General features: G+C 70.5%; 19 protein-coding genes, 2 tRNA genes and 1 pseudogene. 12 read left to right on the top strand and 10 right to left on the bottom strand.

Annotated elements, in window-relative coordinates:
* Positions 1 to 115 precede the first annotated feature (115 nt).
* From ACIOGX_RS14215 to xerC, 8 genes are all read left to right on the top strand, one after another.
* Positions 116 to 2,239 carry a cell division protein FtsK gene (locus tag ACIOGX_RS14215; protein ID WP_401913418.1) on the top strand — a complete coding sequence of 708 codons (2,124 nt, stop codon included), beginning with the start codon at positions 116 to 118 and terminating at the stop codon, positions 2,237 to 2,239.
* Between the two features lie 163 nt (positions 2,240 to 2,402).
* Positions 2,403 to 2,633, top strand: a complete 231-nt coding sequence (locus ACIOGX_RS14210; protein ID WP_384769105.1) for a hypothetical protein — start codon at positions 2,403 to 2,405, stop codon at positions 2,631 to 2,633.
* Positions 2,634 to 2,661: 28 nt separating this feature from the next.
* Positions 2,662 to 2,856: a hypothetical protein gene (locus ACIOGX_RS14205; protein WP_401912988.1), complete on the top strand. Its 195-nt coding sequence runs from the start codon at positions 2,662 to 2,664 to the stop codon at positions 2,854 to 2,856.
* 38 nt (positions 2,857 to 2,894) lie between these two features.
* Positions 2,895 to 3,140: a hypothetical protein gene (locus ACIOGX_RS14200; protein WP_401912986.1), complete on the top strand. Its 246-nt coding sequence runs from the start codon at positions 2,895 to 2,897 to the stop codon at positions 3,138 to 3,140.
* Positions 3,141 to 3,240: 100 nt separating this feature from the next.
* Positions 3,241 to 3,903 carry a hypothetical protein gene (locus tag ACIOGX_RS14195; RefSeq protein WP_401912983.1) on the top strand — a complete coding sequence of 221 codons (663 nt, stop codon included), beginning with the start codon at positions 3,241 to 3,243 and terminating at the stop codon, positions 3,901 to 3,903.
* Positions 3,900 to 4,223, top strand: coding sequence for a DUF6303 family protein (locus ACIOGX_RS14190; protein ID WP_401912981.1), 324 nt, complete (start codon positions 3,900 to 3,902; stop codon positions 4,221 to 4,223). The genes ACIOGX_RS14195 and ACIOGX_RS14190 overlap by 4 nt, the downstream gene beginning before the upstream one ends.
* Positions 4,224 to 4,419: 196 nt before the next feature.
* Positions 4,420 to 4,626 carry an excisionase family DNA-binding protein gene (locus ACIOGX_RS14185; protein ID WP_384769093.1) on the top strand — a complete coding sequence of 69 codons (207 nt, stop codon included), beginning with the start codon at positions 4,420 to 4,422 and terminating at the stop codon, positions 4,624 to 4,626.
* The gene (gene xerC / locus ACIOGX_RS14180) at positions 4,614 to 5,849 is read left to right on the top strand and encodes a tyrosine recombinase XerC (protein WP_401912978.1); all 1,236 of its coding nucleotides are present in this window, start codon (positions 4,614 to 4,616) and stop codon (positions 5,847 to 5,849) included. Before ACIOGX_RS14185 ends, xerC begins: the two co-directional genes overlap by 13 nt.
* A 94-nt stretch (positions 5,850 to 5,943) precedes the next feature.
* Here xerC and ACIOGX_RS14175 read toward each other — a convergent pair.
* A tRNA-Arg gene (locus tag ACIOGX_RS14175) sits at positions 5,944 to 6,016 on the bottom strand.
* 244 nt (positions 6,017 to 6,260) lie between these two features.
* Positions 6,261 to 6,351: transfer RNA gene (locus ACIOGX_RS14170), tRNA-Ser, on the bottom strand.
* 193 nt (positions 6,352 to 6,544) lie between these two features.
* On the opposite strand from ACIOGX_RS14170, the gene ACIOGX_RS14165 reads away from it, so the two are divergent.
* Complete coding sequence (locus tag ACIOGX_RS14165) at positions 6,545 to 7,072, top strand: SSI family serine proteinase inhibitor (RefSeq protein ID WP_401912975.1); 528 nt, start codon at positions 6,545 to 6,547, stop codon at positions 7,070 to 7,072.
* A 448-nt stretch (positions 7,073 to 7,520) separates the two neighbouring features.
* A complete protein-coding gene (locus tag ACIOGX_RS14160) occupies positions 7,521 to 12,101 on the top strand; it encodes a PAS domain-containing protein (protein WP_401912972.1) in 4,581 nt (1,526 codons plus the stop codon).
* 210 nt (positions 12,102 to 12,311) lie between these two features.
* Here the strand turns inward: ACIOGX_RS14160 and ACIOGX_RS14155 are convergent, their stop codons facing one another.
* From ACIOGX_RS14155 to ACIOGX_RS14145, 3 genes are all read right to left on the bottom strand, one after another.
* Complete coding sequence (locus ACIOGX_RS14155) at positions 12,312 to 13,958, bottom strand: long-chain fatty acid--CoA ligase (RefSeq protein ID WP_401765803.1); 1,647 nt, start codon at positions 13,956 to 13,958, stop codon at positions 12,312 to 12,314.
* A 209-nt stretch (positions 13,959 to 14,167) separates the two neighbouring features.
* Positions 14,168 to 14,791: a SigE family RNA polymerase sigma factor gene (locus tag ACIOGX_RS14150; RefSeq protein ID WP_356509111.1), complete on the bottom strand. Its 624-nt coding sequence runs from the start codon at positions 14,789 to 14,791 to the stop codon at positions 14,168 to 14,170.
* Between the two features lie 514 nt (positions 14,792 to 15,305).
* Complete coding sequence (locus ACIOGX_RS14145) at positions 15,306 to 15,620, bottom strand: hypothetical protein (protein ID WP_356509109.1); 315 nt, start codon at positions 15,618 to 15,620, stop codon at positions 15,306 to 15,308.
* Between the two features lie 328 nt (positions 15,621 to 15,948).
* Here ACIOGX_RS14145 and ACIOGX_RS14140 point away from each other — a divergent pair, with 328 nt between their 5' ends.
* Entirely contained in the window at positions 15,949 to 16,953 is a 1,005-nt protein-coding gene (locus tag ACIOGX_RS14140; protein WP_401912968.1) for a bifunctional DNA primase/polymerase, read from the top strand.
* Between the two features lie 184 nt (positions 16,954 to 17,137).
* Here ACIOGX_RS14140 and ACIOGX_RS14135 read toward each other — a convergent pair whose 3' ends face one another.
* The 4 genes from ACIOGX_RS14135 to ACIOGX_RS14120 form a co-directional block, all read right to left on the bottom strand.
* On the bottom strand, positions 17,138 to 18,253 hold the full coding sequence (locus ACIOGX_RS14135; RefSeq protein WP_401912965.1) for an asparaginase: 1,116 nt from the start codon (positions 18,251 to 18,253) through the stop codon (positions 17,138 to 17,140).
* A gap of 329 nt (positions 18,254 to 18,582) precedes the next feature.
* On the bottom strand, positions 18,583 to 19,035 hold the full coding sequence (locus ACIOGX_RS14130; RefSeq protein WP_401912962.1) for a histone deacetylase: 453 nt from the start codon (positions 19,033 to 19,035) through the stop codon (positions 18,583 to 18,585).
* Between the two features lie 247 nt (positions 19,036 to 19,282).
* A complete protein-coding gene (locus tag ACIOGX_RS14125) occupies positions 19,283 to 19,675 on the bottom strand; it encodes a VOC family protein (protein ID WP_356509103.1) in 393 nt (130 codons plus the stop codon).
* A complete protein-coding gene (locus ACIOGX_RS14120) occupies positions 19,672 to 19,974 on the bottom strand; it encodes a metalloregulator ArsR/SmtB family transcription factor (protein WP_356509101.1) in 303 nt (100 codons plus the stop codon). The genes ACIOGX_RS14125 and ACIOGX_RS14120 overlap by 4 nt, the downstream gene beginning before the upstream one ends.
* Before the next feature lie 448 nt (positions 19,975 to 20,422).
* On the opposite strand from ACIOGX_RS14120, the gene ACIOGX_RS14115 reads away from it, so the two are divergent.
* Complete coding sequence (locus ACIOGX_RS14115) at positions 20,423 to 20,956, top strand: NUDIX hydrolase (RefSeq protein ID WP_401912958.1); 534 nt, start codon at positions 20,423 to 20,425, stop codon at positions 20,954 to 20,956.
* Here the strand turns inward: ACIOGX_RS14115 and ACIOGX_RS14110 are convergent.
* Positions 20,934 to 21,965, bottom strand: a pseudogene (locus ACIOGX_RS14110) (hypothetical protein); the annotation flags it as partial. The gene ACIOGX_RS14115 and the pseudogene ACIOGX_RS14110 overlap by 23 nt on opposite strands.
* Positions 21,966 to 21,967: the final 2 nt, after the last annotated feature.

The raw sequence follows: 21,967 nt of genomic DNA, 5'->3' as shown, positions 1-21,967 counted from the left end.
CTTTGGCGGGTAGGGCCGGGCCTCAGCCTCCCTCCCTATCCGGAAGGAAGTGCCAGTGAAGCACGAGGATCACGACGACCAGGAGCGCGAGTTCTTCGCGCGGTTGGAGAAGGAGATGAGCGTCGGTAAGCCCGGATCGGAGCAGTCGGCCCCGACCGAGGCCCCGACCAAGTCGGCCGACTCCCACACGACCGAACACGGTGATCCGGACGCGACAGTCATGGTCGACCGTCCCGGCGGACCGTCGGGCCCCGGGCTGATGGATCGGGTCCGCGGCGCGAAGCGGCGCGCGGTCGTCCCGGCCTGGGCCAAGTCCCGGACCGAGTTCACCAGCGCGAGCAAGGGCGTGGCCGCGTACGCCTGGCACGTCACCGCGTACCACGCGATCCGTACACCGTGGTACTCCCTGCGTCTCGTACTCCAGGCGCCACGGGGCATGTCCCGGTTCGTCGGCGGCTCGCTGCGGTGGATGGCGGACGCCGAGGGCGGACCGCTCCGTCAGTCGGCGGCCACGAACGACGACATCGACGACTATCTGAAGCTCTGCCGACAGCGGGATCGTCGGGTGCGTTGGCGTACGGTCGTCGCCGTCCTCGCCTCGATCGTCGGGCCGACAACGGCGCTCACCCTGTACGTTCTGGCCCCGGCCTGGCTGCTCGCCCTGGCCGGAGCAGCCACCACCCTCGCGCTGGGCTGGCTGGGCCAGGCCGCCGACGCTCCGGTCATCAACAGGGCTGTGGAAATCCCCAAGGCCACCAAGCTGACCAGCGACATCGTGTTGCGCGCACTGGGCTCGATCAGCATCCCCGCCATCAACCAAGCCCAGTCCAAGGGCGATCCGGGCTTCACCTTCACCGCGCCCATCACCCGGGACGGTCCGGGGTGGCTGGCCGTGGGGGACCTGCCGTACGGCGTCACCGTGACCGACGTCGCCGACCGTCGCGACAAGTTGGCCTCGGGACTGCGGCGTCCGCTGGGGTGCGTATGGCCGGAGGCCGTACCGGACGAGCACACCGGCCGGCTCCGGCTGTGGGTCGGGGATCAGGACATGTCGCAGGCCGACCAGGCGCTGTGGCCGCTCGCGAAGTCCGGCAGCACGGATCTGTTCAAGCCAGTGTTCTGGGGCACTGACCAGCGCGGACGGTGGGTCGGCGTCACGCTCATGTTCATCGCCGGTGTCATCGGTGCCATCCCGAGGATGGGTAAAACGTTCCTTCTCCGGCTGCTCCTGCTCATCGCCGCGCTGGATACGCGAGCCGAGCTGCACACGTACGACCTGAAGGGCACCGGCGACCTGGACTCCGTCGGTGACCGTGTCGCGTACCGACACCGGGCCGGCGAGGAGGACGCGGACATCGAGTACGCCATCGCCGATCTGCGAGACCTTCAGGGTGAGCTGAGGCGGCGAGCCAAGGTGATTCGCTCGCTGCCCCGGGACATCTGCCCCGAGTCGAAGGTGACCACCGAACTGGCCTCCAAGCGCTCGCTCGGCCTCCACCCGATCGTGGTCGGGGTGGATGAGTGCCAGGTCTGGTTCGAACACCCCAAGTACGGCGGGGAGTTCAAGGACATCTGCACCGATCTGGTCAAGCGCGGACCAGCCACCGGAATCGTTCTGCTGCTGGCCACGCAGCGACCGGACAAGGACAGCATCCCGACGGCCATCAGCGCCAACGCCTCGGCCCGCTGGTGCCTGAAGGTCATGGGCCAGATCGAAAACGACATGGTCCTCGGCACCGGCGCGTACAAGCGCGGCGTGCGCGCCAGCATGTTCGCCTGGGGCGACAAGGGCATCTCCTACTTCCTCGGCGAAGGCGCGGACGCCCGTATCGTCCGCTCGGCGTTCATCGACGCCGTGCAGGCCGACCGGATCGCGCTCCGCGCACGCGCGCTACGAGAACGCGCCGGCACCCTCGCCGGGCACGCGCTCGGCGAACAGCCCGCGTCGAATGCGGCCTCCTCGTATGACCTGCTGGCCGATCTCTGCGCCGCGATCCCCGCCGACAAGTCGAAGCTCTGGAACGAGGCCGTCGTCCCGCGCCTCGCCGAACTCCGGCCGGACGTCTACGGCGCGTGGACGCCTGAGCAGCTGACCAGCGCGCTGAAGCCGTACGGCATCCGCACCGCGCAGGTATGGGGCACTACCGAGGACGGCAAGGGCGCCAACCGCCGTGGCATCAAGCGCGCCGACGTCCTCTCGGCGATCACGAAACGTGACGGGAAAGCGGAAGCGACATAGCCATTCGCGCCGCTGGACCTAGCGGCGAGCCCCGCTAGGTCTAGCACTCCCGCTAGCGCCCAAAACCAACTCTGAGCAGGTAACTAGCCCCTAGCGGCCCTGCCTGGCTCATGCCCTGATTCCTGCCCTGGGAGGGGTTGTCATGCCTTCTCTGCTCTCCGCTATGCCCATCCTCATAGTCGCCACGCTCTGCTACGGGCTGATGTGTGCCGCGAGTCCGTACGGAGCCTGCCGCACGTGCAAGGGCTGGGGCCACAAGATCCATCAGACGCGCAGCGGACGGCTCAAGCGCGGTCGCCAGTGCAGGCGCTGCGGCGGCTACGGCCGGCGCCTCCGGATCGGCCGCCGCCTCTACAACGGCGCTGCTCGCCTCCACCACGACGGCACCCGCTGATCACCAACAGCTCCTGGAGGCCACGCCTATGTTCCTGACCATCTCCGCACTCGCGCTGCTCGGGCTCCTGCTGGCGCTGCTCCTGCGCTTCAAGGCCGTCGGCATCGGGGCCGCCGTGGTCGCCGTGCTCTTCGGCTTCTACCTCTCCCGCACCGGAGCCGCCGAGTCCATCGACCAGATCATGACCGCGCTCGCCGATGCCGTACGCGACCTCGGCAACTGACGCAGATCTCACCCATCCCACCGAGAGGAATCCCGCCCATGTCCGAGCAGTACGCCACCGCCCTGCCCCAGATCTCGCTGATGGCCGCCGGTGAACTCAGGGACGCCCTTGAGGCCATCAGTGAGGGCCGCGGCCCTGCCGCCGTCGCCTCGCTGATGGCCATTGACTCCGTCTCCTGGCAGGCGATCGAACAGCGTCTCGCCGTGGTCGTGGGCAGCGACCTCCGGACACTCCTGCTGGCGTCCGCTGGCGGCACCAGCGCGGCGCAGCAGTTCGTCGGCTGACGGTCCCCTGTGCGGCTCCAACTCCCCCCATCCCGGCCGGAGGTGGAGCCGCGCAGAGGACCGGACAGCCGCCCGGCCTGCGCCCGATACGGAGGTTCCCATGCCCAAACCGACACCCGCGTGGTTCAACACCCTGACCGCGAGCGTGCATGCCCTCGGCGCCGCCGCTCGCGAATACCGAACCGCCCACCAGACAGCGTGCACCGCCTCGTGGAACGTCGATCCCACCCGAGTGCTCCCCATCAACGGCAAGCTGAGCGTTCTCGAAAGGGACTTCGTGCGTCCGCAGGACGATGCCCTGTGGCGGCTCGGTGAGCTGTACGGGAACCTGCGCGACACGACGAAGAGGCTGTACGAGAACACGGCACAGGCGTACGCGTACGGCACCGCCGCGGCCGTGAAGTCCGTACTCAACGGCGAGCGTCCGCCCCACATCGTGCTCGGGCGTCGCGACAGTTGCTACGTACTGCCGGCCGAGCCCCTGCCCGATCTGCGGAGTGCGCTCAGCCGATGGACCGGAAGCGAGCGGCTCGCCAGTCTGCGGCAGCGGGTACTGGAGCAGGAGCACGCCCTCGCGTACGTAACCGACCTCGCGTTCTACGAGGACCTGGCGGACTACGAGAGCGCCGACGTCGCCCATGCATCCGAGCGTGCCACAGGGCTACCGGACACTGCGTACGCCTACGGCGTGACAGCAGAGAGCGCCCTGCACTTCGTGCTTCTCACGGCGGCGACCAACCAGGTCTCCGGGGACGACCGATGATGCAGGAGATCCCCCCACTCACCGCGCAGATGGGCCGTACCGGGGACGGCTCCCACTGGGCTGTCTACGTCGTCCTCCCCGGCGAGAGCCGGTGGCCGGAGGAACTGCTCCCCGCCGACAGGGGCATCCCCAGCGTCAACGACCGCGCCTCCGCCCTCAAGCACCTCGGCTATGTCCCCTTCAGGACATGCCCGTACTGGGGCTGGGTCGAGACGGAGAACCCGCGGGACACCGCGTCCCCGGTCCGGCTGATCGCCACCTTGGCCGTTGTCCCAGCGAAGTCCGAGCACCCCGCGGAAGACCTCTCCCGGCACTCGTAACTGCACCCGGGGCAGCGGTCGACGGGTCAAAGACGCCCGCTGCCCCGGTTCCTCCCATCCCATCCACGGAACCAGGAGGTGCCTTCAGAATGCCCCACATCCGCCGCGTCGTGGACCGCCGCATCGGCGGGCTGGCCGAATTCGACAAGCTGCCCGACCTGCCCGACCGCACCCACCGCCTGGAGGGGGATTGCTCGTGACTTCCGCTGTGATCGAACGCAAGTGGCACACCACGGCCGAGGTTGCCGAGATGCTCGGCTTCGGTCTGTCCAAGACCAAGATGCTCGTGCTCACCGGTGAGATCCGCTCGGTGAAGGTCGGCCGTAACCGGCGTATCCTGCCTGCCTGGGTGGACGCGTACGTCACCCGCGTTGCTACCGACGATGCGCGGTGGTCGGCATGAGTGGCAAGCGGGGCAACGGCGAAGGATCCATCTACCCCTACAGGAACGGCTTCGCCGCGTACGTCTGGGTCGACACCCCGGACGGCAGGCGCAAGCGCAAGTACGTCTACGGGCCGACCCGCGACGTCGTGCACGACAAGTGGATCCAACTGCACGGTGAAGCCAAAAAGGGACCTGTGACGACCCGTCACCGCACCCTCGACGCCTTCCTGACGTATTGGCTCGACTCGATCGTGAAGCCGAACCTCGCTCCTCTCTCCTACATCTCGTATGAGGGTTCCGTACGGCTCTACATCGGCCCGCACCTCGGCACCAAGCGCCTCGACAAGCTCACCGTGCGGGACGTGCGCGAGTGGCTGACCAAGCTTGCCGGTATCTGCCAATGCTGCGCCCAAGGCAAAGACGCGAAGCGCTCACCGAGTCGGCAGCGCTGCTGCGCCGTTGGTGAGTGCTGCGAGGCGTTCCCTTCCCGGCGGGTGATCCAGGCCGCGCGAGACGCTCTGCGGGCCGCCCTGTCGCACGCCGTGGCCGAAGAGGAGATCGGTAAGAACGTCGCCTCCCTGGTCAAGGTCCCCAAGCCGCGCCGCCGCCGCATCAAGCCATGGTCCGTCGCAGAGGCGGGCCACTTCCTCGCCGACGGCGTGGCGCGTGACGACCACCTGTTCGCGGCTTGGGTACTGGTCCTCTGCCTGGGGCTGCGCCGTGGTGAAGTACTCGGTCTGACCTGGAAGTCCATCGACTTCGAGACCGGCGAGCTGTACGTGGACCACCAGATCCAGCGGGCCGGACGGCAGATCCTCCACCGCGAGACCAAGACGGAGGAGTCGGACGACTTCCTGCCGCTGCCCGCACTCTGCCTCAAGGCCCTGCGCATGCGCCGCGCTCAGCAGACCGGGGACCGGAAAGCCGCGGGTGCCCTCTGGCAGGACCGGCACGATCTGGTCTTCACCACGAAGTACGGGACGCCGATCGAACCGGGGAACCTCACCCGCATGTTCGCGCTGCGCGCCCGCCGGGCCGGCCTCCGGGTGATCCCGCTGCGGAACACCCGGCACACGTGCAGCTCGCTCCTGGTCGCCCTCAAGGTGCATCCGAAGATCGCTCAGCGCATCCTTCGGCACTCCCAGATCGCCATGACGATGGAGGTCTACGCGGAGGCGAGCGAGGACGAGGTGCGTGCGGCCATCGGCAAGCTTTCCGAAGTGATGGGCGGCGCTGGCTGACGTTCCCAGCCCCGGTTGACCCGTTGCTGTACTTCGCTGCTGTACGGCCCAACGCGAGAGGCCCCCGGATTTCTCCGGGGGCCTCTCACCTGTGTGCACTCGGCAGGATTCGAACCTGCAACCTTCTGATCCGTAGTCAGATGCTCTATCCGTTAAGCTACGAGTGCTTGGCGTTCCGGGCTTTTCTTCCCGGTCGGCGTTGCGGGAACAACATTACATGACCTGTGGCGCCAGGTGAAATCCATTCGCCAGACCACAGCTGACCTGCGAAAACGCCCCAGATTCGATGTCGGGACCGCGCGTCGGCGGCCGTGCGGACGATCACTCGTGGGGGCGGTCACTCGTACGGGCCATCGGCGCCGGAACGGCCGAAGCCCCGGCCGTGGGGCCGGGGCTTCGGTGATTCACGCGCGGAGGCGGAGGGATTTGAACCCTCGATGGGCTTTAAGACCCAAACCGCATTAGCAGTGCGGCGCCATAGACCGGACTAGGCGACGCCTCCAGCACACCCGCGCGAGCGCGGATGGTGCGTGCAGATGATGACACAGCCGGGTGGGGTGTCACCAATCGCTTCTCACGGTACTAGGCGGGTGGCCCACAGGGCAAAGCGCTTCCGCGTCCGCAACGCCGGGGCTTGACGCGCGTTAGAGAGGGCGGGGCGTTGGCCCCGGATCCGTCACCCGTCAGGAGCTTCCATGCTGCGTCGCCTCGTCCTCACCGCCGCCGCTTCCGTCGCCGCGTCCGCCGCCCTGCTGGGTGCCGTCGCGCCCGCCGCCTCCGCGGACGCCTCGGCCCGCGCCGACACCGGCGCCTTCACCGAGTCCGCCGGCTCCGGGCTCACGCGGCTCGCGCCCGTGGCGCTGCCGCTGCCGGTGCCGTCGGCCGAGGACTCCCGGGACGAGTTCACCGTCACCGTCGCGGACTCCGGGCTCCGGGGTGCCGACGGCACGTACCGCCTGAAGTGCCGGCCGGCCGGGGGGACGCATCAGCAGGCGCGGGCCGCGTGCGACCGGCTGGCGCAGCTGGCGAGCGAGCAGCGGGACCCGTTCGCGCCGGTGGCGAAGGACATGCAGTGCACGATGCTGTACGGCGGTGACGCCACGGCGCGCATCACCGGCACCTGGCAGGGGCGCGCCGTCGACGCCACGTTCAACCGGAAGAACGGGTGCGAGATCGCCCGCTGGCAGACGCTGGAGCCGGTGCTGCCGAACACCCGGGCGTAACCCGTCGTAGGCCGCTCCCGGTCCGTGCGGAGGCATACGCAGGCATACGCAGGCATACGCAGGCGTACGGAAGCGCATGGAGGCGTACGCGGCACCGGTCCTGCCGCTTGTCGGCTCGTCCGCCGTCGGCTCGTCCACCGTCCGCTTCGTCCACTGTCCGCTCGTCCACGCGCCTGCCCCGGACCGTCCGTCGGGGCAGGCGTCCCGTCCGGCAGACGCCCGACCGGGCAATACGTTCCACGGTGAGGCAATTGCGAGGTGCAGGAAGTCGCGTGAAAGGCCAGTGGCACAGGCCATTCGCACAGAACCCCTGCGAGAGCTCCCGCTCATCCGCCGTCGCGGCCGCCTCCCCAGCCTTTAGACTCCCTTCCGTGACATGCCGGAACCCGAGGGGCAAGATGGGTGCCGCGGTCCGCAAGGTGCAGTGGTTCAGGGAGGAAGCGTCGTCGTGAGCAGCAGGCCATCCCGAGGCGCTGCTCGCCTCGCGGCGATACTCGACGCACTCCCCGACGGCTTGGTGCTCGTCAACGCCAACGGCACGGTCGTCAACGCCAACACCATCGCGCTGGAGATGTTCGAGACCCCCGGCACCGCACTGGTCGGCCGCGGGCTGCTCGATCTGCTGCCCGAGTTCGACTCCAAGCTGATCCCCGGTTCGATGCGCCGCCCGGAAGCGGCGGACGCGCGCGGCCGTACGAAGCCGACGCGGATGATCGCGCGGCGTACGGACGGCGGCGAGTTCCCGGCCGAGGTCACGAGCGCGAGCCTGGAGGACGGCCGGGACGCGTACAACGACTCGCACAGCTACACCGGCGACGAGCTGCTGATGCTGGTCGTCCGTGATCTCTCCGGCACGATGGACACCGAAGCCGAGCTGGCACGCTCGCAGCGGCAGACCGAGATGATCCTGCGGGCCGCGTCGGAGGGTGTCGTCGGTACGGACACCGACGGCCGCGTCGTCCTCGTCAACCCCGCCGCCGCGCAGATCCTCGGCTTCCGCGCCAGCGATCTGGGCGGCCACCAGCTGCACCCGCTGATCCTGCACTCGCGTGCGGACGGCGAGCCCTTCCCGTACGAGGACTCTCCGCTCGCGGACACGCTCAGGTCGGGCCGCAAGCACCGGGTGCGCGGGCAGGTGCTGTGGGCGAAGAGCGGCAAGAAGGTGCCGGTCGATCTGACGACCGCGCCCGTGCGGGACGGCGATCAGCTCGTCGGCGCCGTGATGACCTTCACCGACCGGCGTCCGTACGACGAACTCACCGAGCAGCACGCCGCCGAGCTGGCCACCGCGGAGGACCGGCACGCCGCGGAGCTGACGGAGACGACGGAGCGCCTCACCACCGAGCTCACGGAGACGACCGCACGCCTGCGCGCCGAGCTGGCGGAGACCACGGAGCGGCTGCGCGCCGAGCTGGACGAGGCGACCGAACGGCACGCGGCGGAGCTCGCGGACCGCAGCGACCGGTACGCGGCCGAGATCGAGGAACTGACGGAGCGGTACGGCGAGACATCCGGCCGGCACTCCCAGCTGACCGCCGTGCTCGGCGAATCGCTGCGCGGGCCGCTGGTCGAGCTGCGCGGCGAACTGACCACGCTCGCCGCCGACCCGGCCGGGCAGCTCTGGCCCGAGGCCAACCAGATCCTGCACCATCTGGCCGCCGGCTACTCGCGGATGACGACGCTCGTCGACAACGTCCTCGGGTACCAGCGGCTCGACGCCGGTATGGAACAGCTGATCAAGACGAACACCCTGCTCGACGGGGTCGTGGCGGCCGGTGTGGAGGGCGCGGTCGAGCTGATCGGGCCGGGCCGCGCGCAGTTCGCGGTGCACGCCCCGCCGATCGAGGCCGAGGTGGACCCCGGGCGACTGGCGACGGCCCTCGCGCATCTGATCGCCGATGTGGCCGGGGTCGACTCGACGGGCCGGGCCAGGCTGGTACCGGGCGGCGGATACGTCGACTCGACGATCGTGGTGGCCGCGGCGCAGCGCGGCGATGTCGTACGGATCGAGGTGCGCGGGCCGTTCGCCGGGGGTGATCCGGTGCACGAGCCGATCGTGCGCGGGATCGTACGGGCGCACGGTGGGGTGCTCCAGACGCACGAGATGCCGGGCATGGGCGGCAGCGCGTATGTGCTGGAGCTGCCGCTCGGCGAGGGCGCGGGTACGGTCAAGCCGCCCGCCGGGATGCCGGGGTCCGCGCAGCCCGCCCTGCCCGCGCAGGAAGCGGGTACGGGAGCCGGGACGGGCACGGGGACGGGGACGGGGACGGGCTCTTCGACTTCGGGCGGCGGCGGCAGGCGACGCGCGCGGCGGGCGTCCACGGACGCGTTCCTGGCGTCCGCGACCGAGAACGCCGGGGAACCTACGGGACGGCGCCGGGCGCGGGCGGCCGAGCCGGAGGCGGAAGCCGGGACGGCCACCGGATCCGGGACGGCCGCTGGAACCGGGACGGAGGGCGCCGGGACGGAGGGCGCCGGTCTCGGGGGCCCGGGAGTTCCTGGGCACCAGAACCAGGGGAATCAAGGGAACCACGGGAATCCGGGAAATCCCGGGAATCCGGGAATCCGGCAGGACCTGATCCCCGCGCAGGACTCCGGTGGGGGCAGCGGAACGGGCCGTCGGCGCGGCCGTCCGAGCCCCGCTGACGATGTAGCGGCGGCCGGCGGGCCGGGCGTTGGCGGGCCGGGTGCCGGCGGGCATGGTGCCGCGGGGCCGAACCCGGGGTCCGCTGTCGCGCTGCCGGCCGCCCCGGCTTCCGAAGGGTCGGTCGTGACGGCCGCCGAGGGTGCGCATCCGACCGGACGGGCGGCGCTCGGCCAGGCCGTCCCGCCCCAGGGTGTGCCCGCGGAGGCCGCCGCCGGAACAGGGCGCCGCGCCCGGCACGGAGGCCCGGGTGGACAGGGCGGACAAGGTGGACAGGGCGGCCACGGTGGGCAGGGGCAGCGCGCGCTGCCGGCGCTGCCGGCCGGGCCCATGACGCCCGCCGCTCCGATGGCGCCCGCCGGCCCCGTATCCGCGCCCGTACCGCCGACCGCTCCGGCGGGCGCCGCGTCACCGGGACCGGGACCGGGAGCCGCTCCGGCCCCGCCCCAGGCCCAGACGCCCCGGCAGATGCCTTCCGCTCCCGCTCAGCCGGCACCGCCGGCCGGGCGCCGTGCCCGCCGCGCGCTCGCTCCCGCGCAGGAGCGGCACATCCCCGTGCCCGCCGAGCCGGAGGGCGCGCGCAGTCCGTTCGCGCTCCCGCCCGCCGAGGCCGACCGCACGCCCGCACCGGGCCCCGGTCACGGTCCCGTCGCTCCCGCCGCCCCGCCCGCGCCGCGCGGCCCGGTGCCGGGCCGCCATGACGCCGTACGGACGAATCCGGACGACGATCACACCCCGCCGCAGCCACACCCGCTGCCGGCGGCGCGCAGGGGGGCCTTCGCCGGGACCGGGGACGCCCCGAACCCGAACCCGAACCTCCAGCCGACCCCCAACCCGAACTCCAACCCGAACCCGAACACCTGGGGAAATCCGGACCACGAGTACGGCCGTGGCGCGGGCCCTGCGTCCCACGCCGGCCCGGGTTCCGGTGCGGGACCGGCGTCCGGTGCGGGACCGGCGTCCGGGACCGGCCCCGCGTCCAACGGCCGGGGAATGCCCACGACTTCGGGCTTCGGCACGATGGCCGCGCCCCCGGGCTGGCCCGACGACCCCGCCACGAGCAACGCCACCGGCAGCGTGCCCGTCCCGCCGGCCGCCCGTACCTCCCCGGCACCCGAGGCCGCGCCCGAGGACTCTTCCGCGCAGCACTCGTCCTCGTCCGCCGACGTCGCCGCCGTACCGAATCCCCGGCGCGGCGCCCATCAGCCGCTCCCGCCCGCGCAGCCCCTGCCCGAAGAGGCTCCGGTCTCGCCGGACTCCACGCAGGGGCGGGCCTTCAGCGTCCGTACCCTCGGCCAGGGGGTCCCCTTCACGCAGCAGCCGCCCCACCAGCAGAACCAGCCCCAGATCCCGGGCCAGGCGACGAACCAGCCGCCGAGCCAGCCGCAGTCCCTCGGCTCCGGCCGCCGCCGCAAGCTGGGCACCCCGCCCGACGGCACCGAACGCCCCGACCTGACCGGGTCCGGCGCGGGCTCCGGTCCGCACCCCGGCGTCGGCGCGTCACAGGGCGGCTCGCGTCTGCCCCACGCCCACCCCGAGGGACGTTCGTACGCGATAGGGGCGCCCGACGAGGGCGCCGAGGGCCCCGAGCCGCTGGACGGCCCGGGTGGCGCGGTCGAGGTGGCCAACCGCCCCCAGCCGCGGCCCGTCGACGACGAGCTTCCCCCGGAGCCGCTCGACAACCCGCGCCGGCTGCTCGTCTGGCCCGCGCCGGACGTTTCCACCCAGCAGGCGCTGAGCGACCGCGGCTACCGCCCGGTGGTCGTGCACTCCCGCGAGGAGGTCGACGCGCAGATCGCCGCGTTCCCGGCGGCGCTGTTCGTCGATCCGCTGACCGGACCGATCACCCGTACCGCGCTCCAGTCGCTGCGCCAGGCCGCGGTCGCCGCCGAGGTCCCCGTGCTGGTGACGGCGGGTCTCGGGCAGGCCACCCGCGAAGCGGCGTACGGCGCCGATCCGGCCGTACTCCTCAAGGCCCTGGCCCCGCGCGACAGCGAACAGCACCCCTCGCGCGTCCTGTTGATCGAGGAGAACGAGGAGATCGCGCTCGCCCTGACGGAGACGCTGGAGCGGCGCGGCATGCAGGTCGGGCGGGCGGCCACCGACAACGAAGCGGTCAACCTCGCCACCCAGATGCGGCCGAACCTGGTGGTCATGGACCTGATGCAGGTACGCCGCCGACGCGCCGGGATCATCGACTGGCTGCGCGCGAACGGCCAGTTGAACCGGACACCGCTGGTGATCTACACCTCGGCGGGAATCGACCGGACGGAGCTGCCGCGGCTCGCTTCCGGGGAGACGGTGCTGTTCCTGGCGGAGCGCTCCACCAGCGACGAGGTGCAGTCCCGGATCGTGGACCTGCTCGCGAAGATCGGGACGAACTAGACAGGTGGATGTCCGGGTGGGGCGGGTGCGGCTCCGGGGCGGGGCACCGCCCCACCCCGCTGCCCCACCCCAGCGCCGACCACAGCTCCCGGACCTCCTGCCTCCTGCTCGTCCGGACGCGCTCCGGATGCTCCGGACGGAACGGCTCCGGACGGGACGGCTCCGGACGGGACGGCTCCGGACGGGACGGCTCCAGGCGCTCTAGACGCTCTAGACGAGGGTGATGTCCAGCTCCCCGTCCGCGTACTGCTTGCGGATCACCTTCTTGTCGAACTTCCCGACGCTCGTCTTCGGCACGGCGGACACCACCGTCCACCGCTCCGGGAGCTGCCACTTCGCGATCTTCCCCGCGAGGAACTCCTTCAGCGACGCGTAGTCGGCCGTCGCCCCGTCCTTCAGAACGACCGTCGCGAGCGGACGCTCGCCCCACTTGTCGTCCGGTACGGCCACGACCGCCGCCTCCGCCACCTCCGGATGGGCCATCAGCGCGTTCTCCAGTTCGACGCTGGAGATCCACTCGCCCCCGGACTTGATGACGTCCTTGGCGCGGTCGGTGAGCGTGAGATAGCCGTCCGGGCTGATGGTCCCCACGTCGCCGGTCTTGAGCCAGCCGTCCTCGCTGAACTTGTCCGCGGGCCTGATCTGTTCACCGCCCGCGCCCCCGTAGTACGCCCCGGCGATCCAGGGTCCCCGTACCTCCAGCTCGCCGGCCGACTCACCGTCCCAGGGCAGGACGTCACCACGGGGTCCGGCCAGCCGGGCCTCGACACCGGCCGGGAAGCGGCCCTGGGTGATGCGGTACGGCCACTCCTCCTCGACGGTGAGCCAGGCGGGCGGGTTGGACATCGTGCCCAGCGGCGAGGTCTCCGTCATGCCCCAGGCGTGGCAGAGCCGTACCCCGAGTTTGTCGTACGCCTCCATCAGCGAGGGCGGACAGGCCGCGCCGCCGATCGTGACGCGGGCCATCGAGGTCAGATCGCGCGGGCGGGCGGTGACCTCGGCCAGCAGCCCCTGCCAGATGGTGGGGACCGCGGCGGCGTGCGTGGGCTTCTCGCGCTCGATCATCTCGGCGAGCGGGGCGGGTTGGAGGAAGCGGTCGGGCATCAGCATGCCGACGCCGGTCATGAAGGTGGCGTGCGGCAGGCCCCACGCGTTCACATGGAACTGCGGGACGACGACCAGCGTGGTGTCCTTGTCCGTCAGCCCCATCGACTCGGACATGTTGACCTGCATGGAATGCAGATAGATGGAGCGGTGGGAGTAGACGACGCCCTTGGGATCGCCGGTGGTGCCGGAGGTGTAGCACATGGCCGCGGCGGACCGCTCGTCCAGCTCGGGCCAGTCGAACGTGGTGGGGCGGCCGGCGATCAGCTCGTCGTAGTCGTGCACGCGCGCGGTCGCTCCGTCGAGCGGGGCGCGGTCGCCGGGACCGGAGACGATGACGTGCTCGACGGTCGGCAGATGCGGGAGGAGCGGGGCGAGCAGCGGCAGCAGCGACCCGTTCACGAGGATCACGCGGTCCGCGGCGTGCTGGACGATCCAGATCAACTGCTCGGGAGGGAGCCGGAGGTTGAGGGTGTGGAGGACCGCGCCCATGGAGGGGATCGCGAGATACGCCTCGACATGCTCGGCGTTGTTCCACATCAACGTCCCCAGAACACTGCCCTCGGTCACGCCGAGGTCATCACGCAGGGCGTTGGCGAGCTGTGCGGCGCGGTCGCCGATCTCGGCGAAAGTACGGCGCTGGGGTTCCGCTTCGCCGGTCCAGGTGGTTACGGTCGACCGTCCGTGGATGGTCCGGCCGTGCTCCAGAATCCGGCTGATGGTGAGCGGTACATCCTGCATTGTGCTTCGCACAGCATCCTCCCGGTGGGCGCTGTCGCTTCGTCGCGACAAGTGGGAAGATTCTGCTCACATACCGCTCGGTATGTCACTACCCGAGAGTAGAAACCACGGTCGGACGTCAGAACCTCGGAACCTGCTACCGGCCCGGTCGGGCTTCGGTCCGGTCGAGCTTCGGCTCGGTCGAGCGCGGCAGCCCAGTCCGGCCCGACACAGCCCGGCCATCAGTGGACGGGCGAAAGCTCCGGGTCCTCACGGAGTTTTCCGAGCGCGCGGGACACCGCGCTCTTGACCGTGCCGATCGAGACACCGAGCACCTCGGCGGTCTGGGCCTCGCTGAGATCCTCGTAGTAGCGCAGGACCACCATGGCCCGCTGGCGGTCGGGAAGCCGCATCACCGCACGCCACATCGCGTCGTGCAGCACCTGCCGCTCGGCCGGATCGGGCTCCGGCTGCCCGGCGGGCTCGGGCAGTTCCTCGCAGGCGAACTCGTCGACCTTGCGCTTGCGCCACTGCGAGGTCCGGGTGTTCAGCAGGGCGCGGCGGACGTAACCGTCCAGCGCCCGATGGTCCTCGATCCGCTCCCAGGCGACATACGTCTTGGTGAGGGCCGTCTGCAGCAGGTCCTCGGCGTCGCACGGGTTGGACGTGAGCGAGCGCGCCGTACGCAGCAGCACGGGCCCCCGCGCCCGTACGTACGAGGAGAACGACACGAAGGGCGGGTAGGGCGAGAAGCCCGTGGGGCCGGTGTGCGCGCTGTGTCCGGTGGCCGGCGGGTGACTCGGATACGACGAGTGCGCGGCCGGCTTGGCGGCTTGAGAGGCGCTCGTGCAGACAGGCGTGGTCATGGCTCCACGCTAGGAGCGAGCCCCCCTCGGGGGATCGGCCCCAGGTCCCGAAGCGGTCTCCGCCTCAGGGTGTAGTGATGGTGCCTGCTCCACCTCCTGTAGGTGGAGGAGGGGACGAGGAGATCATCAGGGTCATCCCCGGGAAGTACGGGACCGCCACCGTAGGGGAACGACCGGGCGCGCGAGGGCGATCGGCGCCGCACGGCCGTCGGCGCCGACGGAACGCGGGGCGGGACGCGGGGCAAGACGCGGGCGGGACGCAGGGCCAGACGCAGGGCGGGACGTGGGTCGGATACCGGCGAGACCGCAGGTGGCACTGCTGATGGCACTGCTGGTCGCACCGCTGGCGGGACCGCTGGTGGGCCGGTCGGCGGGACCGCTGATGGGTCGGTTGGCGGGACCGCTGGTGAGCGAGGCGCCGGTGAACGCGGAAAACGCCCTGCGCGGCGGTACCGGAGTACCGCCGCGCAGAACGTACCTCACCCCTCAGTCACGCCCCCCGTCGGGCCGTACTTCACCACCAGAGGTTGTTGAAGGTCACCGCGACGTTCTCGTTGGACTGGTCGATCGTCGTGAAGCCCGAACCGATCACATTCGCGGTGTTGTTCTGATTGGACGCCCCGGCGCCGGTCGCCACCTGCTGCGTCGTCGTCGAGTTGCCGAGGTTGTGTCCGCCCACCCCACTGCCGCTGATCGTGGCCACGGTCGCGTTCGACCCGGCGCCGGAGAAGGCGCCGTTGTCGGCCTGAGCAACGCCGGTGAAGAGCGCGGCGGCGAGGGGCAGCGCGGCAACAGCGGCGAAGGCACGGGCGGTACGGAAGTTAGCCATGACATTTCCTCCAGGAACCATGAAGTACAGCTTGTTTCCGAGGCAGTTGGCCGACTGTCTCGGTCGCGGTGACGACGTCGCGACCTCAGAATTGCCCACCGAATCCCCCGCGAACCAGCCCGGAGAGCCTGATTCCCTCGCAAGCGTGAGGACATGTCGATAAACCCCCAATGCGCCCCCAAAGCCCTGCCCCGCCCTCGCCCGGGTGTCGCGATCCGCGTCACGAGTCCGCCCACCACAAGGGAAGAAGCGTTTCTGCGCCCCTCACCCCTCTCTCCTCGAACCACCCCCTCTTCCCTTCTTCGAACACCTGTACGAACATAGACTCATGGCCATCGCCGCCCGGCACACCGCCACCGCCACCCTGGCCCTCACGCACGCGCTGTCCGCCGCCGAGCGTGGGCTCCCCGTCTTCCCGCTGTCCCCCACCAAGCTCCCCGCGCTGCGCTCACCACACAGGGGCGAGCCCGAGCCGGTTCTCTGCCGGGGCGAGTGCGGGCGTCCGGGCCACGGGGTGCACGACGCCACCACCGATCCCACCGGCGTACGCTCCCTGTTCGCCGCCGCACCCTGGGCGACCGGCTACGGCATCGCCTGTGGCCGCCCGCCGCACCACCTCATCGGCATAGATCTGGACGTCGCCCCGGGACCGGCCTCAGGACCGACACCAGGACCGGCCTCAGGGCCAGCCCCAGGACCGGCCTGGGAAGCCGCCTCGCGACCGGCGCCGGACTCACCCCTCGGCTCACCGCCCTCACCGCCCGAATCGGTGGCCGCGCTTCAACAACTGGCTCTCCAGCATCTGTTCACGCTCCCGGAGACCGTGGTGATCCTCACCCCCAGCGGCGGCCGCCACATCTGGCTGACGGGCCCGCCGGACGTCGTCGTACCGAACTCCGCGAGTCGGCTCGCCCCCGGCATCGACGTACGCGGCGCGGGCGGCTATCTCGTAGGACCCGGCTCGGTCACGGCGCGCGGCGCCTACCGGCCGGCCCCCGGTACGGCCGGCCTGGCGCCCGCGCCCTGCCCCCGCGCCCTTCTGCGTCTGCTCACACCCCCTGCGCCCCCAGCGCGCGCTCAGCACCACCGGCACCGCTCCGGCGCGGCCGAGGAACAGCCCGCGCGTGGCCACGGCCTCGTGCAGTTCGTACGCGCGGCACACGCGGGGCAGCGCAACACCCGGCTGTTCTGGGCCGCCTGCCGCGCGTACGAACACGGTTTCGGCGAGACCCTGACGGAGCCCCTCGTCGACGCGGCCCTGTACACCGGTCTGACCGAACAGGAAGCCCGCGCGACCATCGCCTCGGCCGCCCGGCTCACCGCGGGCCCCTGACCCGACGACACCGGAGGGCGCCCTCGCGCGATGCGAGGACGCCCTCCGGAGGGTGGCGGCCGACCGGACAGGACCTGGCCTGGACCTGAACCGACCCGACCTGGACCAGGACTGACCTAAACCGACCTGGCCTGGACCACCGACCTGGACCTGAACCGACCCGGCCTGGACCACCGACCTGGACCTAGCCGCGGCTCTTGAACTCGGCCGCACCCAGGGTGGTGAACCAGCCGCGCATCTTGTCCACGTCGTCGGTGGCCGCGAGGGAGAGGAGGAGCAGGATGCGGGCCTTCTGCGGGGTGAGGTCCGCCGCGCCGATCAGCGGGCCGTCCGCCGCGTCGTCGTAGACGGCCCCGTTGCCCGTACGCGTCGTGGAGGCGAACACCACGCCCTTCTTGGCCGCTTCGGTACGCGCCTTGCTCATGGCCGGGGAGATACCGCCCGCGCCCGTACCCGCGGTCACGACGCCGGCCACGCCGGAGTCCGCGAACGCCTTGATGGCCTCGCCGCCCGCGTCCTGGTAGCTGTAGGCGATCTCCACCTTCGGCAGGCTCTTCTCCTTGCCCTCGATCTTGTCGAGGTCGAACGGCGTCTTCCAGCTCGCCTTGCCGCACTTGTCCACCCGCGCGGGCGCGCGGTTGATCCGGACCCGGTCCTGGTCGACCACGCCCAGGACGCCGCCGGCACCGCTGTTGAACGTATCCATGCGCAGCGCGTCCGTCTTACGGACCTCACGAGCGGCCTGGATCTCGTCGTTGAGCATGATGACGCTGCCGAAGCAGGTCGTCTTGCGGCCGGCGGCGAGCTGGATGGCGTTGTACAGGTTCGCCGGCCCGTCGGTGCCGATGACGGTCCACGGGCGCATCGCTCCGGTGAGGATCACCGGCTTGTCGCTGCGTACGGTCAGATCGAGCCAGTACGCGAACTCTTCCATCGTGTCCGTACCTGTGGTGACGACCGCGGCATCGTTCGAGCGCAGCGCGTGGTCGACCGTCCGGGTCAGCTTGCGGTAGTCGGCTATGGAGTAGCCGCTCGAACCCTGGTTGCCGAACTGCACGGTGGAGACGTCGGCGACCCGGTCCACCTCGGGCTTGAGGTCACCCACCAAGTCGGATATGGGTATTTTGCCCGCCTGGTAGTCCTGGAAGTCCACCCGGCTCTCGCTCACCCCGGCGATCGTCCCGCCGGTGCCGATGACCGCGACCTTGGGCCGTTTGACCGGCGCTTTGTTCTGCTCGGCGGCTGCGGCCGTACCTGCCGTCAGGGCCATTACGGCCGTCAGCAGGACGGTTCGACGCACGATTCCTCGCATACCGCACACCCTTCTCCGGGATCGACAAGACTGGCTGGGCTGCCGGGATCGCCGGGGTGCCGGGAACGCCTGATCGGATGGATCAAGCAGGGTCCGGGAGAAAAGGTGGCCGAATCGCGTTTCGCGCCACGGCCCGCCCAGTTAATTCGGCGTTTCCCGATGCCGACGCCAGGAGGCCGCTCAGCAGCCGCGGAAGGGACCACGGACGGGACCACGGACGGGACCACGGAACGGACCACGGGCGGGAGCGCTGGCAGGAGCTACTGACAGGACCGCCGACAGAACCGCGCCTGGCCCCCTTCACTCAGACGCGGCGATCAGTCGGCGATCAGGTCGGCGATTTCGCGCGCGGTCCATCGGCCGGCCGCGCCGGGGCACGCCGCGAGATAGCGGGCGATGGTGTCCCCGTCCCAGGCGCTCGCCGCCAGCAGACCGGCGCCCAGGAGCCGGACGTAGGACGCCGAGGGCTTGTTCCACTCCGGCTCGTCCACGCTCCACGGAGCGGTGAAGGTGAGCACCGGGACCCCGTCCATCGCGCCCGGACAAACGAGCGTCTCGTACCGCCCGCCCCCGAGCACCGACCGTCCCTCACCCAGCGCTTCCGTGAGGTCGAGATCGGCCCCCGGCTCCCGGTACATCTCCTGCGCGGCGATGTCCGAGAACTGCCCGACCGAGACAAGGTGCGCCCTCGCCAGCACCCTTCCCCCGGCGCCGGGATCGTAGAAGGCCCTCCCGCCTCCCCAGACGGGCGATTCGGTGGCGAAGTACATGACGCCGCGAAGCTCCACGGGCACGGAGGCGCTCGGCGGTCGCTTGTCCCTGCACCCGGGATACGTCCGGGCGGCACCCGGCGGCCGTCCGCCAGCGATGTAACACGAGAGCCGGTCGAGGCACGTATTGGAACCGTACGACGTGTACCAGACGTGACTCGGCGGAGCGCCGCCGCTCTCCCGCCGCTGAAGGGCGCGGGGGCTGATCATCATCACTGCACCTGAGCCTCTCGCGCGGCTGACCGGCCTACTTCGGCTGCGTCACGATCTGGATCAGGTTGCCGCAGGTGTCGTCGAAGACAGCGGTGGTGACGGCGCCCATCTCCACGGGCTCCTGGGTAAAACGGACGCCGAGGCCGCGCAGGCGCTCGTACTCCGCCTTCACGTCGTCGACGGCGAACTGGGCGAGCGGGATCCCGTCGTTGACGAGCGTGTCGCGGTAGGGCTTGACGGCCGGGTGACCGGCGGGCTCCAGGAGGAGTTCGGTGCCGCCGGGCTCGTCGGCCGAGACGACGGTCAGCCACCGGTGCTCCTCGCCCAGCGGGATGTCGTGCTTCTTCACGAACCCGAGGATCTCGGTGTAGAAGCGCAGGGCGTCAGCCTGGTCGTCGACGAAGACGCTGGTCAGATGGATCTTCATGGGGTGCTCTCCTCTGGTCCGGATGTCTCGGGGATGGGCCATCGCTCGACGATGTGCCGCAGCGGGGCCGCGTTCAGGTCGTGAAACTTGTAGCGACCCTCCCGCCTGGTCTCGACGACCCCCGCGGCCTCCAGCACGGCGAGGTGCTGCGAGACCGCCTGGCGCGAGATGCCGAGCTGATGCTTCATGCTCAGGCGCGAGCAGATCTCGAACAGTGTCTGCCCGGACTTCTCCGCGAGCTCGTCGAGGATGGTGCGGCGGGTGGGATCGGCCAGGGCTTTGAAAAGGTCGTCGGCCACGACCACAGAATAGGCAAGCATCCACTTGCCTATCAAGACGAGGCACACCGAAGACCCCGCTCGTCTGCTGCCTCTGCCGGGGACGTCGGCGAGACAGAGCAAACCCCGCGCCACGCGCGTCGTGCAGCGTGCAACGTGCCACGAGTCGAAGACTCCAGGCAGTTGATCAAGCAGGCCCTTGGTAGCAAACAGCGCCACGCTCGCCACACCTGAGCCACCTGGAACCCAGAGCGTGAGGGTCATATCCACTAGTTCCATACTCCTTCCCGCGCCTGAAAACGCGTCCATTGATGGGGACGCCCCCTAGGGAGGAGTGGGCCTGCGGGTCGGTCTGCTGGATCTCTTTGTCGCACCAGTATTCGTCAGTCTGACGTGAATCCTGACTGAACCTAGCTCTAGTTAGCCCGTGCTCTGCGATGCTGGAGGCCGATTGAGAGGGGCCGCAGCGATGCAGTGGAAGATCCACGGGGAACGTCCGATCTACGAGAACAGCTGGGTGAACCTGTGGCTCACCGACGTCGAGACGCCGGACGGGAATCGCTGGGAGCACCACGTCGTCAAGCTTCGGCACCTGGCCGTGGCCGCCGTCGTCAATGAGCGCCGCGAGGTGCTGATGATGTGGCGGCACCGCTTCATCACGGACGCCTGGGCGTGGGAGCTGCCCATGGGCCTGGTCGAGGAGGGCGAGACACCGGCGGACGCGGCTGCCCGTGAGGTCCTGGAGGAGACCGGTTGGCGTCCCGGCCCGGTCAAGTCGCTGATCTACGCCGAGCCGGCCAACGGCATCACCGACTCCCAGCACCACGTCTTCCGGGCCGACGGGGCGACGTACGAAGGTCCGCCGACCGAGAAAAACGAGTCGGACCGGATCGAGTGGATCCCGCTGGCCGACGTACGGGGCATGATCGACCGTCGTGAAATCGTCAGCAGCGGCTCCCTGGTCGGCCTGCTCTACGTGCTCATGGACGAGGCGATCCGCTGACCTGGCGGGGCAGCACCTCCCGGAGCCGGGACTCGAACGCCACCGCGGCCGGCTCCCGGCGGAAGGGCTCCAGTTGCTCGTAGAACTCCCGGAGGTGGCCGGCGACTCGTTGCGAGCTGACGGCCGCCGCAGGGGCCAGGGCGTCCATGGCCGTGTGGCACGCCTCGTCGAGTTTGCCGCGCTGGAGCTGGGTGCGGGCGAGCCAGAAGGCGTGGAAGGCGCGGCCTCGGTGGTTCGATGCGTGTTCCCGGCGGAGGGCGTCCGTGATGAGGGGTTCGGCGAGGGCGGCTTCGCCCAGGCGGCCGTGCGCGATGCCGGTGTCCACGATCAGCTTCGGTTCGTCGAAGTAGGCGACCCAGGCCGGGTCCGGATCGCCGGTGCTGATCCGTCCGAACTGGGTGTGGGCTTCCGCGATCGCGGCGTGGGTCGCACCGTGGTTGCCGAGGGTGGCGTGGGCGAAGGCTTCGCGCATCGCGAGCATGGCCAGCACGCGCGGTGTCGTCCCTGCGGCCGTTCGGACCTGGTCCTGGGCGGCCGTGACGAGTGCGAGAGCGTGGCCGGGCTTGTCCTGGTAGGTGGCCTGGAGGCTCATGCAGGCGAGGACGTTGGCCATGAACTGGCGGTCGTCGACGGCCTTGGCCAGACCGAGGGATTCGGTGAAGTAGGCGCGTGCCTGGTTGTACTGGCGGGCGTCGAAGTAGGTCCATCCGGTGAGCCGGGCCAACTCGGCCGCGATGCTGTGCAGGCCGTTCCGCAGAGGAGCCGGACGCTGCTCCTTGAGGAGATCGACGACGTAGCGGAGTTGGCCGACGACCGCCGGCCGTAAGGTCTCGCCGCCGTGCTCGTCGTCCCGGCGCCAGTAGTCCGCGATCGACGAGTGCAACGCGTCCAGCGTCGACGCGCCGAGATCCCGCTCGGCCGCAAGGGCGAGGATGCCGTCGACGTCCGCCCCCGGTAGTCCGGCGGCAAGCGGTTTGGCGGCTGAGGCCGGTACCTCGGCCGGTTCGCGGG

The organism is Streptomyces sp. NPDC088147, assembly GCF_044741565.1.
Classification (GTDB): Bacteria; Actinomycetota; Actinomycetes; order Streptomycetales; family Streptomycetaceae; genus Streptomyces.
Note: the sequence above shows the minus strand (reverse complement) of the source record. Positions and strands in the feature narration are given on the sequence as shown.

What these genes read in the sequence shown, in the direction of transcription:
- ACIOGX_RS14165 (WP_401912975.1), top strand. Translation starts at nt 6,545, where the DNA reads ATGCTGCGTCGCCTCGTCCTCACCGCCGCCGCTTCCGTCGCCGCGTCC.
- ACIOGX_RS14130 (WP_401912962.1), bottom strand. Translation starts at nt 19,035, where the DNA reads ATGTACTTCGCCACCGAATCGCCCGTCTGGGGAGGCGGGAGGGCCTTC.
- ACIOGX_RS14150 (WP_356509111.1), bottom strand. Translation starts at nt 14,791, where the DNA reads ATGACCACGCCTGTCTGCACGAGCGCCTCTCAAGCCGCCAAGCCGGCC.
- ACIOGX_RS14200 (WP_401912986.1), top strand. Translation starts at nt 2,895, where the DNA reads ATGTCCGAGCAGTACGCCACCGCCCTGCCCCAGATCTCGCTGATGGCC.
- ACIOGX_RS14190 (WP_401912981.1), top strand. Translation starts at nt 3,900, where the DNA reads ATGATGCAGGAGATCCCCCCACTCACCGCGCAGATGGGCCGTACCGGG.
- ACIOGX_RS14215 (WP_401913418.1), top strand. Translation starts at nt 116, where the DNA reads ATGAGCGTCGGTAAGCCCGGATCGGAGCAGTCGGCCCCGACCGAGGCC.
- ACIOGX_RS14205 (WP_401912988.1), top strand. Translation starts at nt 2,662, where the DNA reads ATGTTCCTGACCATCTCCGCACTCGCGCTGCTCGGGCTCCTGCTGGCG.
- ACIOGX_RS14125 (WP_356509103.1), bottom strand. Translation starts at nt 19,675, where the DNA reads ATGAAGATCCATCTGACCAGCGTCTTCGTCGACGACCAGGCTGACGCC.
- ACIOGX_RS14195 (WP_401912983.1), top strand. Translation starts at nt 3,241, where the DNA reads ATGCCCAAACCGACACCCGCGTGGTTCAACACCCTGACCGCGAGCGTG.
- ACIOGX_RS14210 (WP_384769105.1), top strand. Translation starts at nt 2,403, where the DNA reads ATGCCCATCCTCATAGTCGCCACGCTCTGCTACGGGCTGATGTGTGCC.
- ACIOGX_RS14115 (WP_401912958.1), top strand. Translation starts at nt 20,423, where the DNA reads ATGCAGTGGAAGATCCACGGGGAACGTCCGATCTACGAGAACAGCTGG.
- ACIOGX_RS14145 (WP_356509109.1), bottom strand. Translation starts at nt 15,620, where the DNA reads ATGGCTAACTTCCGTACCGCCCGTGCCTTCGCCGCTGTTGCCGCGCTG.
- ACIOGX_RS14140 (WP_401912968.1), top strand. Translation starts at nt 15,949, where the DNA reads ATGGCCATCGCCGCCCGGCACACCGCCACCGCCACCCTGGCCCTCACG.